Source organism: uncultured Fretibacterium sp. (genome assembly GCF_938040765.1).
In the GTDB taxonomy this organism is placed as follows: domain Bacteria; phylum Synergistota; class Synergistia; order Synergistales; family Aminobacteriaceae; genus CAJPSE01.
This window is the reverse complement of record NZ_CALIAA010000088.1, coordinates 18973-35508: the sequence shown is the minus strand read 5'-3', so window position 1 is coordinate 35508 and position 16536 is coordinate 18973. Positions and strand designations below refer to the sequence as shown.

General features: G+C 64.4%; 15 protein-coding genes. 4 read left to right on the top strand and 11 right to left on the bottom strand.

The window, feature by feature from the left end; translation table 11 throughout:
• Nucleotides 1–89 precede the first annotated feature (89 nt).
• The 3 genes from Q0176_RS03350 (at nucleotide 90) to Q0176_RS03340 (ending at nucleotide 3884) form a co-directional block, all read left to right on the top strand.
• Nucleotides 90–1505: an MATE family efflux transporter gene (locus tag Q0176_RS03350; protein WP_299299213.1), complete on the top strand. Its 1416-nt coding sequence runs from the start codon at nucleotides 90–92 to the stop codon at nucleotides 1503–1505.
• A complete protein-coding gene (locus Q0176_RS03345) occupies nucleotides 1502–2665 on the top strand; it encodes an iron-containing alcohol dehydrogenase (RefSeq protein ID WP_299299211.1) in 1164 nt (387 codons plus the stop codon). The genes Q0176_RS03350 and Q0176_RS03345 overlap by 4 nt, the downstream gene beginning before the upstream one ends.
• Before the next feature lie 91 nt (nucleotides 2666–2756).
• Nucleotides 2757–3884, top strand: a complete 1128-nt coding sequence (locus Q0176_RS03340; protein WP_299299209.1) for a sodium ion-translocating decarboxylase subunit beta — start codon at nucleotides 2757–2759, stop codon at nucleotides 3882–3884.
• Nucleotides 3885–3972: 88 nt separating this feature from the next.
• On the opposite strand, the gene Q0176_RS03335 is transcribed toward Q0176_RS03340, so the two are convergent.
• The 11 genes from Q0176_RS03335 to kdsA form a co-directional block, all read right to left on the bottom strand.
• Complete coding sequence (locus Q0176_RS03335) at nucleotides 3973–5433, bottom strand: bifunctional heptose 7-phosphate kinase/heptose 1-phosphate adenyltransferase (RefSeq protein WP_299299207.1); 1461 nt, start codon at nucleotides 5431–5433, stop codon at nucleotides 3973–3975.
• 173 nt (nucleotides 5434–5606) lie between these two features.
• Complete coding sequence (locus Q0176_RS03330; protein WP_299299205.1) at nucleotides 5607–6728, bottom strand: glycosyltransferase; 1122 nt, start codon at nucleotides 6726–6728, stop codon at nucleotides 5607–5609.
• Nucleotides 6715–7809, bottom strand: a complete 1095-nt coding sequence (locus Q0176_RS03325; RefSeq protein ID WP_299299203.1) for a DegT/DnrJ/EryC1/StrS family aminotransferase — start codon at nucleotides 7807–7809, stop codon at nucleotides 6715–6717. Before Q0176_RS03325 ends, Q0176_RS03330 begins: the two co-directional genes overlap by 14 nt.
• Nucleotides 7806–8228 carry an FdtA/QdtA family cupin domain-containing protein gene (locus Q0176_RS03320; RefSeq protein ID WP_299299201.1) on the bottom strand — a complete coding sequence of 141 codons (423 nt, stop codon included), beginning with the start codon at nucleotides 8226–8228 and terminating at the stop codon, nucleotides 7806–7808. Before Q0176_RS03320 ends, Q0176_RS03325 begins: the two co-directional genes overlap by 4 nt.
• A gap of 130 nt (nucleotides 8229–8358) precedes the next feature.
• Complete coding sequence (gene rfbA, locus Q0176_RS03315; RefSeq protein WP_299299199.1) at nucleotides 8359–9225, bottom strand: glucose-1-phosphate thymidylyltransferase RfbA; 867 nt, start codon at nucleotides 9223–9225, stop codon at nucleotides 8359–8361.
• Complete coding sequence (gene rfbB, locus Q0176_RS03310; protein ID WP_299299197.1) at nucleotides 9222–10295, bottom strand: dTDP-glucose 4,6-dehydratase; 1074 nt, start codon at nucleotides 10293–10295, stop codon at nucleotides 9222–9224. Before rfbB ends, rfbA begins: the two co-directional genes overlap by 4 nt.
• A gap of 15 nt (nucleotides 10296–10310) precedes the next feature.
• Entirely contained in the window at nucleotides 10311–11435 is a 1125-nt protein-coding gene (locus Q0176_RS03305; protein ID WP_299299195.1) for a glycosyltransferase family 8 protein, read from the bottom strand.
• Between the two features lie 47 nt (nucleotides 11436–11482).
• Nucleotides 11483–12544: a glycosyltransferase family 8 protein gene (locus tag Q0176_RS03300; protein ID WP_299299193.1), complete on the bottom strand. Its 1062-nt coding sequence runs from the start codon at nucleotides 12542–12544 to the stop codon at nucleotides 11483–11485.
• A 26-nt stretch (nucleotides 12545–12570) separates the two neighbouring features.
• The gene (gene kdsB, locus Q0176_RS03295; RefSeq protein WP_299299191.1) at nucleotides 12571–13335 is read right to left on the bottom strand and encodes a 3-deoxy-manno-octulosonate cytidylyltransferase; all 765 of its coding nucleotides are present in this window, start codon (nucleotides 13333–13335) and stop codon (nucleotides 12571–12573) included.
• A 64-nt stretch (nucleotides 13336–13399) separates the two neighbouring features.
• The gene (locus Q0176_RS03290; protein ID WP_299299189.1) at nucleotides 13400–14410 is read right to left on the bottom strand and encodes a KpsF/GutQ family sugar-phosphate isomerase; all 1011 of its coding nucleotides are present in this window, start codon (nucleotides 14408–14410) and stop codon (nucleotides 13400–13402) included.
• Complete coding sequence (gene kdsA / locus Q0176_RS03285; RefSeq protein WP_299299187.1) at nucleotides 14407–15252, bottom strand: 3-deoxy-8-phosphooctulonate synthase; 846 nt, start codon at nucleotides 15250–15252, stop codon at nucleotides 14407–14409. The genes Q0176_RS03290 and kdsA overlap by 4 nt, the downstream gene beginning before the upstream one ends.
• Nucleotides 15253–15585: 333 nt before the next feature.
• Here kdsA and Q0176_RS03280 point away from each other — a divergent pair, with 333 nt between their 5' ends.
• Entirely contained in the window at nucleotides 15586–16533 is a 948-nt protein-coding gene (locus Q0176_RS03280) for a MoxR family ATPase (RefSeq protein ID WP_299299185.1), read from the top strand.
• Nucleotides 16534–16536: the final 3 nt, after the last annotated feature.

Below are 16536 nucleotides of genomic sequence, written 5' to 3'. Positions count from 1 at the left end.
TCACGGGCCAATGAGAATTTTTTATTGTGATATTATAGGCTGACGGATTTTTGAAGTATCTTTTCTGAGCCTTCGAGGGGGTAAGCGAGATGCTCCAACCGGAGCGAATGGGGCGCGAGCCCGTGCTGAAACTGATCGTGGCCTTTGCGCTGCCGTCGATCGCGGGGATGCTGGCCGGTTCCCTGTACAACATCGTGGACCGCATGTTCGTCGGACGGGTCGTGGGCCCCGAGGGGCTCGCCGCCATCAGCGTCTGCTTCCCCTTCATGCTGATCCTCATTTCCCTGTGCTTTTTGTTCGGAATCGGGGCTTTACCCCTGATCTCCCGCGCACTGGGCGAGCGGAACCCGGAGCGGGCGGAGCTCGTGCTGGGGAACGTCGTCTCGTCCATCCTCATCCTCAGCGTCATCCTGATGGTCTTCGGCATGCTGGAGACCGATTCCCTGCTCCGCTTGAGCGGGGCGGACGAGAAACTGCTCCCCATGGCCCGGGAGTACATGCGGATCATCCTCATGGGGGTCCCCGCCGCGATGCTCTCGTTTGCGATGAACTTCTGCGTGCAGGCCGAGGGTCGGCCGCTCTTCGCCATGGGGACGCAGGTCATCGGGGCCATCTCCAATACCATCCTGGATGCCCTCTTCATCTGGAGATGGGGGTGGGGCATCGCCGGGGCCGCGTGGGGAACCATCCTCTCCCAGATGCTGAGCGTGCTCTGGGTCTCCTCGTTCTATTGGCGGTATGGAGGCTGCCTGCGTATCCGCTCGTCCTGCTGCATTCCGCGCTTCGACGTCCTGAAGCGCATCCTCGCCCTGGGGTTCCCGCCCTGCCTGACCGAGGTCTCCTTCTCGGTGTTCTTCATTCTCTTTAACCGCTCCATGAATACCTACGGCGGCCCCATCGCCGTCTCGGCGCTCGGAGCGTTTCTGGGCTGGGACTCGCTGTTGTTTCTGCCGGTCATCGGGCTCGGGGAGGCCGTTCAGGCCATCTTCGGCTACAACTGGGGCGCGCGGCTCCTGGGACGTGTGCTGGAAGCCCTGAAATGGGCCTTGATCCTCGCGACCGGCTATTTTGTCGGGAGCGTCCTGATCGTCCGCCTCTTCGTGAACGAGATGATGCTCTTCTTCACGGCGGATCCCGACCTTCTGATCCTGGCCTCCGAGGGGATGGGCATCGCCTATGCCGGGGTCGTGTTCTCGGGCATCGCCCTGATCGCGAACAGCTTTTTCCAGGGGCTGGGACGCGCCAGGCTGTCGCTCCTGCTCTCACTGTCGCGTCAGTTTTTGATGCTGATCCCCGCAATCCTCATCCTGCCGAAGTTCTGGGGCGTGAAGGGGGTTTGGGCCTGCTTCCCCGCTCTGGATATGGGCGGGGGAATCCTGGCGTTTTTCCTGTTGCTGCGATACTATAAAAAAATGGGGTTCGACCGCTGCGACGGCAGGGGGGCGGAGCCCGGCAAATCGGATCGGGAGCGGGACCCCGTTCCCGGGGAGGTCGCGGAGAGATGAAAAACTTTACGTGGTGGAACCCAACGATCGTGCTCTTCGGCCGGGGGACGGTCCTCCAGCTTGCGGATCAGCTGGAGGCCGCCGGGGTCGAGAGCGTCCTTCTGCTCTATGGGGGCAAGGCGATCTTCAAGAACGGCGTCTACACTCAGGTGGCCGATGCCCTGACGAAGAAGGGCATTGCCTTTCCCGAACTTGGCGGTGTGAGGCCGAATCCCAGGATCGACAAGGTCCGGGAGGCCGTGGCGCGCATCAAGGCGTCCCCGGTTGACGCGATCGTGCCGGTCGGCGGGGGCAGCGTCTTCGACTCCGCCAAGGCCGTCGCAGCCGGAGCTTGCTACGACGGGGATCCCTGGGACTTCTTCGAGGGCAGGGAGGTGGAGCGGGCCCTGCCGATCTTCGGTGTGCTGACGGCCTCGGCGACCTCCAGCGAGGTCAACGGCATCGCGGTCGTCTCGAACCCCGAGAAGGAGGCGAAGACCTCCATGAACAGCCCTCTGCTCTACCCCCGCGTCTCGGCCATCGACCCGTCCTTCCAGTTCTCCCTGCCCGAGACCCAGACCGTCTACGGCGGCATCGACATCATGGCTCACGTCCTGGAGCGCGTTCTGGATGGCGACGAGGGGGTGGAGCTGGTGGACGAACAGGGATACGCCCTGCTCCGAAGCATGACCCGCCTGATCCCGGACCTGCTGGAGGAGCCCGAGGACTACGACGCGCGCGCGGAGTACGCCTGGGCCGGCTCTCTGGCGCACAACGGCGCGCTCTCCTGCGGACGCGCGGCCCGCGGAGACTTCTCCTCCCACAAGCTGGGGCATTCGCTCAGCCTCCTGTTCGACGTTCCCCATGGGGCCTCCCTGTCCGTGATGATGCCGGCCTGGGCCCGCTACCTCTGCAAACGGCATCCGGCGCCCTTTGCGCGTCTCGCGGAGGCCGTGTTCGACGTCTTCGACGGCTCGGAGGAGGAGCGGGCGGTCGAGGGAATCGATCTGCTGGAGGACTTTTTCCGTTCCGTAGGGGCCCCCACCACGCTTCGGGAGCTGAACATCGGGGAGGCGGACATCGCGCGGCTGGCCGCCAATGCCTCTGCCCGCGGAAACTTCGGAGTCCTGAAGTCCCTCGATGCGAACGACGTCCTGGAGATCTACAAGCTGGCCTATTGAACGCCGCAGGTCCCCGCAGCCTTTCGGATGCCGGGCGTATCGTACAATAAATCTATTCTCTATACTTTTTTAGGAGGCTCTCGGAATCACGATGGAACTCTTTCACGGACTCTCCGCCCTGACCTGGCAGCAGGTCGTGATGGTCGGAGTGGGGCTCCTGCTGATCTATCTCGCCACGGTCAAGGAATACGAGCCCTCTCTTCTGCTCCCCATGGGGTTCGGCACCCTGCTGGTGAACATCCCGCTCTCGTCCGCCCTGACGCACGTCGTGGGGAACGGCGTCGAGGTGGGGGCGATCAGCCGGCTCTTCGAGATGGGGATCCAGACGGAGATGTTCCCGCTCCTGGTCTTTATCGCCGTTGGGGCCATGATCGACTTCACGCCCCTTTTTCAGACGCCGGTCACGATGATCTTCGGCCTGATGGCCCAGGCCGGAATCTTTCTGACCATGGGGCTGGCCTACGCCACGGGGTTCTTCGACCTCAGGGAGGCTGCGTCCATCGGCATCATCGGGGCCGCGGACGGCCCCACGTCCATCTACGTCGCCAACCGATTCGCGCCGCAGCTTCTGGGGTCGATCTCCGTCGCGGCCTACTCCTACATGGCGCTGGTGCCCATCATTCAGCCGCCGGTGATCCGTCTGCTGACCACCGCGGCCGAGAGGCGCATCGCCATGCCGTACCATGAAAAACCGGTCTCCAAACGAAAGAAGGTCCTCTTTCCCATCCTGGTCACCCTGATCTCCGGCTTCCTCGTCCCTGCGTCGGCGGCCCTGATCGGCTTCTTGATGTTCGGGAATCTGCTGCGCGAGAGCGGCGTCGTGGACCGCCTGGCGAAGGGGGCTCAGAACGAGCTGGCGAATATCGTGACCATCCTCCTGGGGCTCGCCATCTCCACCAAGATGACGGGCGAGGATTTCCTGAGGCCGATGACCCTGGGCATCATGGGGCTCGGTCTGGTGGCCTTCGTGCTGGACACCGCGGCGGGGGTCGTGACGGCGAAGGTCCTCAACCTCTTCCTGCGCCGGAAGATCAACCCCATGATCGGCGCGGCGGGCATATCCGCCTTTCCCATGTCCTCGCGGGTGATTCAGAGGATGGCCACGGCCGAGGACAAGAACAACTTCATCCTGATGCAGGCCGTCGGGGCCAACGTCTCCGGACAGATAGGCTCGGTCCTCGCCGGAGGGCTGCTGATGGCCTTCCTCGCAGGGTTGTAGGATCCGAGGCTCGGCGAATGAAAGGCCGGCCCGCGCCTTGGGACCTCCAAAGCGCGGGCCGGCCTTGTCCTGTTCCTCCCGGTCGTTCTTAGCGCGGCGCTCCGCGCTCCAGAATCCCCGTCGACGAAAGCCCCTCGACGAGCGGCAGAATGACGACCTCGTCCGCGAACTCCCGGCCCGGGAGGTCCTCGGCCCGATAGTCGCCGCCCTTCGCCAGCACGTCGGGCCTCAGCTCCGAGAGCAGGGCCGCCGGGGTATCCTCGTCGAACACGACCACCAGATCGACGGGCCTCAGCGCGGCCAGGAGGAGCGCGCGGTTCCCCTCCGTGTTGACGGGACGGGACGGACCCTTGAGGGCCCTGACGGATCGGTCGCTGTTGAGCCCCACGACCAAGCGGTCTCCAAGGGCGCGGGCCCGGCGCAGGCTGTCCAGATGTCCGGCATGGAGTACGTCGAAGCATCCGTTGGTGAAGACCACCCGCAGCCCCTCTTCCTGCCAGGCGCGGACCTGCGCCGCTGCCTCGGAGGCGCCGACGATGGGGCTCGTGAGGCGCGCCTCGCGGGCGCACTCGTCCAGCAGTTCCTGGGCGGAGATGGGATAGGTACCGGACCGGGTGACGACGAACTGCGCCGCCTCGTTGGCCATGCGGGCCGCGGACTCCATGTCGAACCCCGCAGCGGAAAAGGCGGCCAGAACGGCGATGACGGTGTCCCCGGCACCGCTGACGTCGAACACCTCGACGGGCCTCGCCGGGATGTGAAGGGGCTCGTCGCCGAGCAGGCTCATCCCCTTCGAGGAGCGCGTCACGAGGAGGCGTCCGATGCCGTAACGGCGCCGAACCTCCCCCCCGGCCGACGCGACGCTGTCGTCCTCGTTCGAGATGGGGGAACCCTGGACGGCCGCCAGCTCCCCCAGGTTGGGGGTCGCGACGTCCGCCCCCCGGTATTTCGACCAATCGGAGCCCCGGGGGTCGACGAACACGGGGATGCCCCGCGCTTTCGCCCGTGCGATCGCCGCCGTGCACAGCCCGTCGGTGCAGAATCCCAGGCCGTAATCGGAGAGGATAAGGGCTCCGGCCCCCTCCGCGGCGGCATGGTCCAGAAAGCGAAGGGCCCTCTCCATCTGGGCATCCGTCAATGGCGTCACCGTCTCGTGATCGAACCGTGCCACCTGCTGGCCGCCGCAGAGCAGCCGGGTCTTCGTCAGGGTCGGACCGGGGCGGGCGAGGAGCTCCGACTCGATGTTCAATTCCTGCAAATGGACTCGGACCCGTTCCGCCCCGGGATCGTTCCCCACGGTCCCCGACAGGAGGACCCGGCAGCCAAGCCCTCGAAGGTTCGCTGCGACGTTTCCGGCGCCGCCCAGGTTATCGGTCTCCGCCCCACAGACGACCACGGGGATGGGAGCCTCGCGCGATACGCGGGAGGTCGCGCCGAAGAGGTAACGGTCCAGCACCACATCCCCCAGGACCGCGACGGCGACCTCGGACGTTCTGTGGGAGCGAAGGAAATCCAGCAAAGCCTGCGTTGTCTGAAGACTGTTCTGCATGTCGGACCTCGGAGGAGGGCATCGGGCATCGTCCTGCCCTCGTGATCGATTTTTCCGTTTCGTTCTTTTACCTTTTGCTCGGCCGGCGCGCGTTCCGTGCCGGTTGCCGGAAAACGGGCCGGCGCGTCCGTATTGTATCAAAAACCGTCCCGGTGAAATTCGCTGGGGGCCCGTTACGCCAGGTCGCGGAAGAGCTCCAGCCAGGCCTCCGCCGCCCGCTCCTCGGAGAAAAATGCCGCGCGCCCGCGCAGGTCCTCGAACGGCAGAGGATGCGACAGGGCCTCCCTGAGGGCGCGGGCCACGTCCTCAGGGTCCCCGACCCGCGCCAGCCGGCCGTACCGTCCGCCGTCCAGGATCTCGGACGGACCGCTCGGGCAATCGGTCGAGACAACGTTGCAGCCGCAGGCCAACGCCTCCGCCACGACGTTGCCGAACCCCTCGAAGCGCGAGGTCAGGGCGAACACCGCGGCACGGGACATCCAGGCGTAGGGATTGGGCGAGTAGCCGGGCAACAGGGTGCGGCCGGTCAGGTTTTTCTCCTCGATCAGCCTTTCCAGCATTCTGCGTTGTTTTCCCTCCCCCAAAACGATCAGCCTCACGTCCGGAAGGTCCCGGGCCAGGAGGGCGAAGGCGCGCACGAGCGTTGCGAAGTCCTTCTGGTCCCCGAGGCGCCCCGCGCCGAGGACGACGGGAGGCTCTCCGGGAGCCAGCCAGGGGTGCGGAACGGGAGCCCGGGCCTCCTCCAGCAGCTCGTCCGTCACCACGGGGTTGTAGATGACGCGGATGCGGTCGGGAGGAAGGAGGTGCAGCCCTCTCATCTCCCCGGCCACCCCGTTCGAGATGCAGACGCAGGCGGAGGCTGCGGGGTAAAGCAGGCGGCATCGCAGAAAACGCAGGCGCGTCTGCAGTGGGCCCCGGTCCATCGTGAACATGTTGCGCTGCGAGAGGACGACCCTGAAGGGGCCCCCCAGCATCCGTTTCGCCAACAGCGCGCGCATGGATGTGTAGACGGGCAGGAGAAAGTCCGTGGGGCGGGCGCGAAGCTCCTGCAGCAGGCGGAGAAAGGAGCCGTGCAGGTCCACGGTCCTTATGGCGGGATCGATGAAATCCAGGAGCGGGCCGCGCACCCTCAGAAGGAGGAGCGTCACCTCCACGTTTCTGCGTGCCAGCCCGTTGGCGAGCCTCAGCGACGATCGCTCCGCGCCGCCCTCCCCGGCGTCGCGGAGCAGGAAGGCGACGCGCAGCGGCTTCTTCGCGGGGCGCTCGAGGGAAACCTCTCGACTATGCAAAGTCATTGATGGCGGCGCAGACATAATCTATCTCGGCCGGAGATATCCCGTCATATACGGGCAGGCTCAGCACCGTGTCCGCACAGCGTTCCGCGATCGGGAAATCGCCCTTTCCGAAACCCAGGCGGGAATAGGCCCGACTGAGGTGCGGCGGAATGGGGTAGTGAATCAGAGTGCCGATCCCCGCGTCCTTCAGGTGGCGCTGCAGAGCGTCCCGCTTATCGGATGCGACGACGAACTGATGCCACACGGGCTCGACGTTGTCTCTGACCCTGGGGAGCCCGATCGAGGGATTGGTGATGGCACTTCTGTAATGATCGGCGACCCGTTGACGTCCCTGCTGAAGCTGAGGCAGGTGCCTGAGCTTCACGCGGAGCAGCGCGGCCTGGAGTTCGTCCAGGCGGGAATTGACCCCCTCGATTTCGTGAACGTACTTCTGGATGCTGCCGTAGTTTCTCAGGAGGCGGATGCGCTGGGCAATCTCATCGGAATCCGTGACCACGGCTCCGGCGTCTCCGAAGGCCCCCAGATTCTTGGTAGGGAAAAAGCTGAAGCAGCCGATGGTCCCCCAGGACCCCGTCATCCTTCCCGACACCGAGGCTCCGTGACTCTGAGCGCAGTCCTCGATGATGAAGAGTTTATATTTTTCAGCCACGGTACGGATGGAGGGCATATCACAGGGCTGGCCGTACAAGTGGACCGGCATGATGGCCCGGGTGCGTTTCGTGATGGCTGACTCGATCCGCAGGGGATCGAGATTGTAAAATTCGTCGGGCTCCACGAAAACAGGGGTGGCGCCGCGCTCCGTGATGCCCAGGACGGAGGCGATATAGGTATTCGACGGGACGATGACCTCATCCCCCGGACCGATGTCGAGGGCGCGCACCGAGAGGACGAGCGCGTCCAATCCCGAGGCCAGGCCCACGCAGTGCCGGCTTCCCGTGAAGCGGGCGAATTCCTCCTCAAAGGCTTCCACTTCTTTCCCCAGGACGTACCAACCGGAGCGAAGCACCCGGCCGGCCGCCTCGAGATACTCTTCGCGAAAAAGCTCGAACTGGGGGCTCAGGGTATTTGCGGGGACCTTCACTGCAATCGCCTCCCATCGAATGATTGCATTCGTGAGACAAACGTGTCGTAGTCGCGAATGTAATCGGATTCATCGTAATGATCGGAAGCCAGTACCAACAGGACGCTGTCCCTCTCGATCCAACGCATGGTGTGCCACAGGTCGGGCCCGAGGAACAGACCTTTTTCGGGGGTGTTCAGAACAAAGGTCTCCGTCCTGCCCAGGCCGTCGTCCAGAAAAACCTCGATGGCCCCGTTCACGCAGACCAGAAATTGCCTCAGGGCCTTGTGCGCATGTCCTCCCCGCACGCCGCCGGGCTCCACGCCATAGGAATAGTACACGCGTCTGATCTCGAAGGGGACGTCGCGAAGCGCCTCGATGAACGAGACCCTTCCCAACACGGAGGGCTTTGCGGCCCGTGTTTTTATGTCCTGCAGCACAGCGAATTTCAGTCCTCCCATACGACTACAACATGACTACAATACGACTACGACACGACTGCAACGAAAAGCGCATCGGGTAAGCAGAGCTCGGAGGTTCGAGAGACGCGGGCCCTTTCGATTCCCTCCCTCACAGGAGACCTTCCAGATACCGGGCGTAATCCGTACCCCGGAGACGTTCGATCGTGGAAAGGAGCTTGTCCTTCGCGATCCAGCCGCTGCGCAGGGCGATCTCCTCCGGACAGGCGATCATCAGACCCTGGCGCTTCTGGACGACCTCAATGAAGGTCCCCGCCTCGGAGAGGGCCTCGTGCGTTCCCGTGTCCAGCCAGGCGAAACCACGTCCCATCGGCTCCAGCCGCAAGCTCCCCTCGTCGTGGTAAAGCCGGATCAGATCCATGATCTCGAGTTCTCCACGAGCGGAGGGGGAGAGCCGCCGCGTCTTCCCGACAACCGTTTCGTCGAAAAAATAAAGTCCCACGACGGCGTAATGCGACCGAGGCCGGGAGGGCTTCTCCTCCAGACTCAGGATCTTCCCCTTCTCATCGAACTCGACGACGCCATAGCGCTCCGGGTCCTTGACCCGATAGGCGAACACGGTGCCGCCGCACTCGAGAGCGGCGGCGTTTCTAACCATCTCGCTCAGAGAGGAGCCATAAAAGACGTTGTCCCCCAAGATCAAGGCCGCGCCCTCGCCGGCGAGAAACTCCTCCCCCAGCAGAAACGCCTGGGGCAGCCCTTCAGGTAGCGGCTGGATGCGGTATTTCAGGCTGATCCCCAGCTGCGAACCGTCTCCCAGAAGCCTCCGATACTGATCGATGTCCTCGGGGGAGGAGATCAGCAGAATGTCGCGTATCCCCGCCAGCATCAGGGTCGTCAGGGGGTAATAGATCATGGGCTTGTCGTAAATCGGCAGCAGCTGTTTACTGACGGCCAGGGTCAGAGGGTACAGCCGCGTTCCCCTTCCTCCGGCCAGGATGATTCCCTTTCTTATCATGACGGCCCCCTCATGCCCAGGCGCTTCAGCTGATAATCCTTCGTGACGGATTGCAGCCAGGCCTCGTTTTCCAGGTACCAGGAAACGGTTGCGCGGATCCCGGATTCGAATGCGTGTTCCGGTTTCCAGTTCAACTCCCTTCGGATTTTCGAGCTGTCGATGGCGTAGCGGCGGTCGTGGCCCGGACGGTCCGGGACGAAACGGATGCGCTCCCTGTGGGAGCGTCCATCCTTCCCGGGGCGCCGCTCGTCCAGGATATCGCAGAGGAGGTTCACCACCTCGAGGTTGGAGCGCTCGCAGTTTCCTCCCACGTTGTAGCTCTCTCCAGGACGTCCGTGCTCCAGGACAGCCGCCAGGGCGCTGCAGTGATCGGCGACGTAGAGCCAGTCGCGGACGTTCCTGCCGTCCCCGTAGATCGGGAGCTCTCCGCCCCGAAGGATGGAGAGGATCATGTGCGGGATCAGCTTTTCCGGAAATTGATAAGGCCCATAGTTGTTGGAACAATTTGTGGTCAGTGTCGGCAGTCCGTAACTGCGGTGCCAGGCGCGGACCAGGTGGTCCGCGCTTGCCTTGGAAGCGGCGTAGGGAGAGTTGGGGGCGTAGGGGTCCGATTCGGAAAAGCGGCCCGTATCCCCCAGGGAGCCGAACACCTCGTCCGTCGAGACATGCAGGAAACGGAACGCCGCCTTTTCATCGCTCCGCCCGTCCAGGCCGTCCAGCCAGGAACGCGCCGCCTCCAGCAGGCGGAAGGTCCCCTCGATATTGGTCCTGATGAAGGCGGAGGGGGCGTCTATGGAGCGATCCACATGGGATTCCGCCGCCAGGTTGAGGACTCCGGCGAAACGGTATCGCTCGAAAAGGCTGCGAAGCAACTCCGCATCGGCGATATCCCCTTCGACGAAGGTAAAACGGGGATCTTCAAACGCCCTTGCAAGGGATGCCTTGTGTCCGGCGTAGGTCAGGCTGTCCAGTACGACGACGCCGGCACGCCGTTCCAGGAGATGATGCGTGAGGTTGCTGCCAATAAAACCGGCGCCACCGGTAACGAGAAAAAATTTGTCCGCTATCACGTCAGCACATCCTCCTTAACGCACGGAGCGGGGATCTTCCGGGACGCCTGCATTGGAATGTCGATGTCGGTCGGGGCGGAGGGATGCGGATACGCAATGGAGCCCCTCCTTCAGGAGTACCCACAGGATGGAGAACTTGTCGTTGCACAGGATGTCGCGCCAAAGACGCGTGAATACCCTCCCGTAACACTGTCCCGTATGTCGGTGCGTGAGCGGAGAACGGGCGGCAACGCCGATCAGGAGATCGATCAGGGCTTCCCTCGATTGATCCTTCCCCCAGGGAGTCTTCAGATAGGTGTTCCAGTACAGACGTTCCAGAGGCGTCCCGCGGAACCCCTCCCATGGTTTGGGGTGGCGGATGGCGTGGACGATGGCGTCCTCCACATCCCCCTCCAGGTCCCGCTTATTGAAGCGGTCCTCCAGAATCTTGATCCTGCCGCGGAACAAGGAGTTGATAAAGTCCTGATCGGCATGGCTGATCTGGTGCCCGTAGCGCGGATACCACCGGGCGGCGCTTGCCGCCAGATCGAGCTCCCGGTTGATCTGCCGCAGATCCATCAGAAGAACGCCGGAATTGACGTATTCCGAGATACGGGAGCCTATCAGTCGCAGGCGGAGCGCCTCGGCCGAGAAGGATCGTTTGGCCTTTCGGGGGGGATAGTCCAACGCTCCGGCCAGAAGGCGTCCCTCGAGAGGAACGTCCCAAAGCTCCCTGACGTCCAGATTGACGAGGACGTCGCAGTCCAGGTAGATGACCCTTTCCTCCGAGAGCAGGGAGGGGATGAGGATGCGGAAAAGAGCGCCTCGGGAAAGGATCTTCTCGCCCCGGGCCAGCGCCGTGTCGCCGACTCCCATGATGGCTTGGGAGACATCCTCGAATCGAACCTCCTGGGCATAAGCATCGGCGACTCGCTGCAGCTTGTCCCTGTTTTCGTCGGTCAAGGTCCGGTCGTGCAGGATATGCACGCATACGGAGCTTCGCGTTTTCTCGAAGATGGAGGCCATGACCACCCCGGCATGTCGGGAGTAGGTCCCCGACGGATCATAAACCCCAAGGACCACGTGGACGACGTCATTTTCGGCCGTCCGTTCCGAGCCCCCGTCCATGAGTTCCCGAGCTCCATGAGTGTGTCGTTCCAACGGGGCCTCCCGGATACCTTTGGGCCCCCTGCGGTCCTCATTCATAGTCATTTTGATTCGAAGTGCCCTTTCAATCTGCAAAGCGACTCCGCGCACAGAATCGCCGTCCAGGTCCCGGCCCGGGAAACCCAGCGGAGGAGATCCCGGCGCAGGCGGGAAAGTATCTTTTTATAGCAGCGCGAGACGTGGGGATGCATGTTGGGGGAACCCATGGCCGCCTCCATCATGTTACGGACAAGGACCTCCTCCAGGGGCTGCGCCCAGGGGGTCCTGGAAAAATACAGCCAGTACGGCAGCTCCTTTGAACGGCCCAACATCCCGTTCCAGGGCTTCACCGGGCCGGTATAGTGGATGACGGCGTTTTCGGTGTCCCCGGCTGAGCCGTGTCGGTTGAAGCGTTCGTCGACGAACGTGATGTCGCCCTTGAAGTGGGCGTTGAGGAAATCCTGATCCAGGTACCTTGCAGTGTGCCGGTGACGCTCGAACCACAGGGAACAGGCCTCGAGGAGATTTTCCCTGCCCTCGTCCCGGAGCCTGCGCAAGTCGAACACCAGCATGCCGGAGTTGACGTAGCCGGAAAGGTCGCATCCGTTGAGGCGTGCCGACAGGGCCTCGGGAGAGAGAAAACGGCGCCGTCTCGAGGAAAGGAAGTCGTCCCGCACCCCGGCGAGGGCCCTGCCCTTCATGTCGATATCCCAGACCTCTCCGATATCCAGGTTGACGACGATATCGCTGTCGAGGTAAATCGCCCTGTCCGCCGTCAGCGTACAGGGGACAAGGATCGGAAAAAGGGCCCCGACGGAGTAGCGGGAGAGCGTCGTCAACCGGGAGGCGCTCTGCCCCATCCGGGCAAGCAGGGAGCTGACGTCGTCAAAGACGACCTGCTGCCCGTGGGATTCGGCCACGGCCTTGAAATTGTTCCTGTTCCTGTCCGTCAGGGGCTCGTCGTGGAGGATATGGACGCAGACGGACCTCTGCGTGTTATCGAAGATGGATTGCATGACGACGCCCGCATGCCGGGAATACTCTCCCGTCGCATCATGGTCGGGCAGAGCGACATGAATGGTCTCCCCGGAGATATCCATGACGATATCCTCGGAGGTCTCCATTGCAGCTGTATTCCGGATCGCCGCCGTCACGGTTTTTTTGTCCTTTCCAGCATCCGCCGCACCGCCTCCAGGTCCTCCGCGGTGTCGACGCTCGGTCCCGAGCCGCCGCAGCGCGTCACGGCGACGCGGAGCCTGTATCCGTGTTCCAGGATTTTGAGCTGTTCCAGCGACTCCGTCTCCGCCAGGGGCGTCATGGGGAGCTCCGCGTAGCGTTTGAGGAAGCCGGACCGGTAACCGTAGATGCCGATGTGCTCGTAGACGGGGACGCGGGGCGTGCTGCGCGGGTAGGGGATGGGGGAACGGCTGAAGTAGAGCGCGTCGCCGTTCTGCCCCAGCACCACCTTGACCGCATTGGGGTTCGAGCGGTCCGCCTCCGCCTCCATGGGGCGGCAGAGCGTGGAGCAGACGACGTCGGGGCCCGAGAAAAGGGCCTCGGCCACCTCGTCGATCATGGCCGGGTCCAGCAGGGGCTCGTCGCCCTGGATGTTGATCACGGCGTCGGCGTCCCGGCTCTTCAAAACCTCCGCGGCGCGGCTCGACCCGTTGGGGTGCTCCGGCGACGTCATCACCGCGGCCCCATCGCCCGCAAAGGAGCGGACGGCCTCGAACACGCGCCGGTCGTCCGTCGCCACGACGAGCCCCGTCAGGCAGAGCGCCCGCAGGGCCCGCTCGTAGACGTGCTGGATCATGGGCTTGCCGCAGATATTCGCCAGAACCTTGCCGGGCAGGCGGGTGGAGGCGTAACGGGCGGGGATGACGCCCAGTATTTTATATGCGCTTCGTAGTTTCATGAAGTTCCTCTCTTCAAGAAATATGCAGGTGTGGTCGGCCGGGGGGCCCTGAGGAGGGCGAGGTTTAAGCCACACCGGCCTTCAGAAGCTCGTGGATGTGCACCATCCCCGCGGGGCGGCCGTCCTCGACGGCCACGAGCACGCTGATTTCCATGCGTTCCATGACACGCACGGCCTCGGCTGCCAGGCTGTCCGGGGCGATGGTCCTGGGGTTGGGGGTCATCGCCTCCTCGATGGGAACCCGGAAGGCCTCGGCCCCCCTTCTCTCCATCAGACGCCGCAGGTCCCCGTCGGTGAAGATGCCAATCAGTCCGCCCCGTTCGTCCACGACGCAGGTGGCCCCGTAGTTCTTGCTGGTGATGGCGAAGAGCGCTTCCTTCACCGGAACGCCGCGCCGCACCACGGGCAGCTGGTCGGGGCCGCCCATGACGTCCCGGACCCGCGTCAGCAGGCGCCGTCCCAGGGTCCCTCCGGGGTGGAACAGGGCGAAGTCCTCGCGGCGCAGGCCGCGCAGCTGCGTCACCATCGCGGCCAGGGCATCCCCGATCACGAGCTGCAGCGTCGTGCTGCTCATGGGGGCGAGCTGCAGGGGATCGCCCTCCCGCTCCACCCCGGAGTCGATGACGATGTCCGAGTGCTGCGCCAGGGGGGAGTCCATACGTCCGGTCACGGCGATCATCGTCGCTCCGATCCTGCGGAAATGGGGCAGAAGGGCCAGCACCTCGCTCGTCGTCCCGCTGTTGCTGACGAAGAGCCCCACGTCCTCGCTGCGGACCATCCCCAGGTCCCCATGGGAGCCCTCCGCGGCGTGGAGAAAGAAGGAAGGGGTGCCCAGGGAGGCCAGGGTCGCCGAGATCTTGCGCCCCACGTGCCCGGATTTGCCCAGCCCGACGACGACGACGCGCCCCGAACATCCGTAGAGGGCGCGCGCCGCCCGGACCAGCTCGGGCCCCAGCCGCTCCGCGGCGCGCAGCAGCTCCGCGGCCTCGGTGCGGATGAGTTCTCTGCCGGAACGCAGCAGGTCCTCGTCCGAGAAGCTCTCCCCGGGGCGCTCGCACGGCAGGATGGCGCTCATCGTGCTCCCCCTGCCGCGGCGCGGCGGGCGTTGTGAATGGCGAGCACCTGATCGAGAAAGACGCCCATCTCGCTCAAGGGGATCATGTTCGGGCCGTCGCTTCGGGCGTCCTCGGGAGAGGGATGCGTCTCGACGAACAGCGCGTCGATCCCAACGGCCGCCGCCGCCCGGGCGAGCGGCAAGGCCAAAGTACGGTCCCCGCCGCTCGAGCCGCCGAGCCCTCCGGGGCGCTGGACGCTGTGCGTGGCGTCGAACACCACGGGATACCCCAGGGCCCGCATCGAGACCAGCCCGGCCATGTCCACGACCAGGCGGTGGTAGCCCATCGTCGTACCGCGCTCGCACAGCAGAACGCGGTCGTTGCCCGCCTCCCGGCACTTCGCGGCGGCGTGGGCCATGTCCTCCGGGGCCAGGAACTGCGCTTTCTTGATGTTGACGATCTTCCCCGTAGCGGCGGCGGCGACGAGAAGGTCGGTCTGGCGGCACAGGAATGCGGGGATCTGAACGATGTCCACGACGCGCCCGACGGGCTCTGCCTGCCAGCTCTCGTGGATGTCCGTGACCACGGGGACGCCCGCCGCCGCCCTGATCCGCGCGAGCTGTTCCAGGCCCTTTTCCAGGCCGGGACCGCGCCAGGAGCGCAGGGAGGTACGGTTCGCCTTGTCGAAGGAGGCCTTGAAGACGTAGGGCAGGCCGCGGGCCTCGCAGAGGTCCTTCATCGTCCGCGCGACCTCGAGGCCCAGCTCCGGGCTCTCCAGCGAACAGGGCCCCGCCAGGACCGTCAGGCGTCCGTCGCCGATGACGAAATCCCCGAGCCTGTATCTCTCGTTCGATCTTTCCATTGGGGTACCATCCTTTCCATCGAGGTACCATCCTTGTTCCCATTGGGGAATTTTCGGGGAAAGGCCGAAGCCTCCCCTGTACTTTCGATTACAATGAGTCATATTAGCGCAATTCGAGGGGGAAGGAAAGGGCCGGAGCCCCAATCCCGCTCCATCGGCCGCACTGTGTAGGGGGGAAAGGAGTGTTAAAATCGTGAGGCGGCTGGAATGTCGCCCTGCCGGTCGTCTCGCCGTCCCGAAGAGGCCTTGGAGACCTTCGCGGCGGGGGGCCTTTTGGGCCTGGAAGAAGTCTTTTCGGTCCGGGGTGAAAAGCGTTTTTCTGGAGGTTTTTCGATGAGCGATCAGGGATATTCCTTTGAGGCCGCCAACCCGAGGGTGGCGGAGGCCCTCCGGCAGCTTTCCCTCATTCTGCACGGCAAGGAGGCCGTCCTCATACGGCTTCTTGCCTGTGTCTTCGCGGGGGGACACCTTCTTCTGGAGGACCTGCCGGGGCTGGGCAAGACGACCCTGGCCCTGGCTGCGGCGCGCCTCCTGGGGATGCGGTTCGGACGGGTGCAGTGCACCAACGACCTCTTGCCGACCGACGTCACGGGCCTGAGCGTCTACAAGGCCGAGACGGGGCAGTTCGAGTTTCACCCCGGCCCGGTGTTCAACAACCTGCTGCTGGTGGACGAGATCAACCGGGCGACCCCCAAGACGCAGAGCGCACTGCTGGAGGCCATGGGGGAGGAGCAGGTCACCGTGGACGGGACGAGCTACGCGCTGCCGCGGCCCTTCTTCGTCATCGCGACGCAGAACCCCGTCGAACATGCCGGAACCTTCCCGCTCCCGGAGTCGCAGATGGACCGCTTCATGGTCAAGGCGTCCGTCGGCTATCCCTCCAGGGATGCGGAACGGCAAATTTTAAGGCTGGGATCCCAGCGGCAGGATCTCTTCTCCTTTCCCTCCCTGTTCACCGCGGAGGAGATCGTCGCGCTGCAGGGCAGGATCGAACGGGACGTCCGGGTCGACGACCGAATCCTGGACTACGTCCTGGACCTTGCGGAGAGGACCCGGACCCATCCGCAGCTGGAGTGCGGCGTGTCCCCGCGCGGTGCCATGATGGCCCTGCAGGTGGCCCGTTCCCTGGCCTGGATGCGGGGGAGGGACTACGTCGTCCCCGAGGACGTCCGCTTTCTGGCGCCCGAGATCCTGGCGCACCGCCTTCAGCCTTCGGCCGGGAGCTCGTCGTCCCGGGACGAGATCCTCCAGTCCATCCTGGATGTTGTGCCCATCCCCTGATGC

Bases quoted from the DNA above. Each gene is read 5' to 3' on its own strand.
- kdsA (WP_299299187.1), bottom strand. From the start codon at position 15,252: ATGGAAAGATCGAACGAGAGATACAGGCTCGGGGATTTCGTCATCGGC.
- Q0176_RS03335 (WP_299299207.1), bottom strand. From the start codon at position 5,433: ATGCAGAACAGTCTTCAGACAACGCAGGCTTTGCTGGATTTCCTTCGC.
- Q0176_RS03300 (WP_299299193.1), bottom strand. From the start codon at position 12,544: ATGGAGACCTCCGAGGATATCGTCATGGATATCTCCGGGGAGACCATT.
- Q0176_RS03340 (WP_299299209.1), top strand. From the start codon at position 2,757: ATGGAACTCTTTCACGGACTCTCCGCCCTGACCTGGCAGCAGGTCGTG.
- Q0176_RS03290 (WP_299299189.1), bottom strand. From the start codon at position 14,410: ATGAGCGCCATCCTGCCGTGCGAGCGCCCCGGGGAGAGCTTCTCGGAC.
- kdsB (WP_299299191.1), bottom strand. From the start codon at position 13,335: ATGAAACTACGAAGCGCATATAAAATACTGGGCGTCATCCCCGCCCGT.
- Q0176_RS03280 (WP_299299185.1), top strand. From the start codon at position 15,586: ATGAGCGATCAGGGATATTCCTTTGAGGCCGCCAACCCGAGGGTGGCG.
- Q0176_RS03345 (WP_299299211.1), top strand. From the start codon at position 1,502: ATGAAAAACTTTACGTGGTGGAACCCAACGATCGTGCTCTTCGGCCGG.
- Q0176_RS03350 (WP_299299213.1), top strand. From the start codon at position 90: ATGCTCCAACCGGAGCGAATGGGGCGCGAGCCCGTGCTGAAACTGATC.
- Q0176_RS03330 (WP_299299205.1), bottom strand. From the start codon at position 6,728: ATGACTTTGCATAGTCGAGAGGTTTCCCTCGAGCGCCCCGCGAAGAAG.
- rfbA (WP_299299199.1), bottom strand. From the start codon at position 9,225: ATGATAAGAAAGGGAATCATCCTGGCCGGAGGAAGGGGAACGCGGCTG.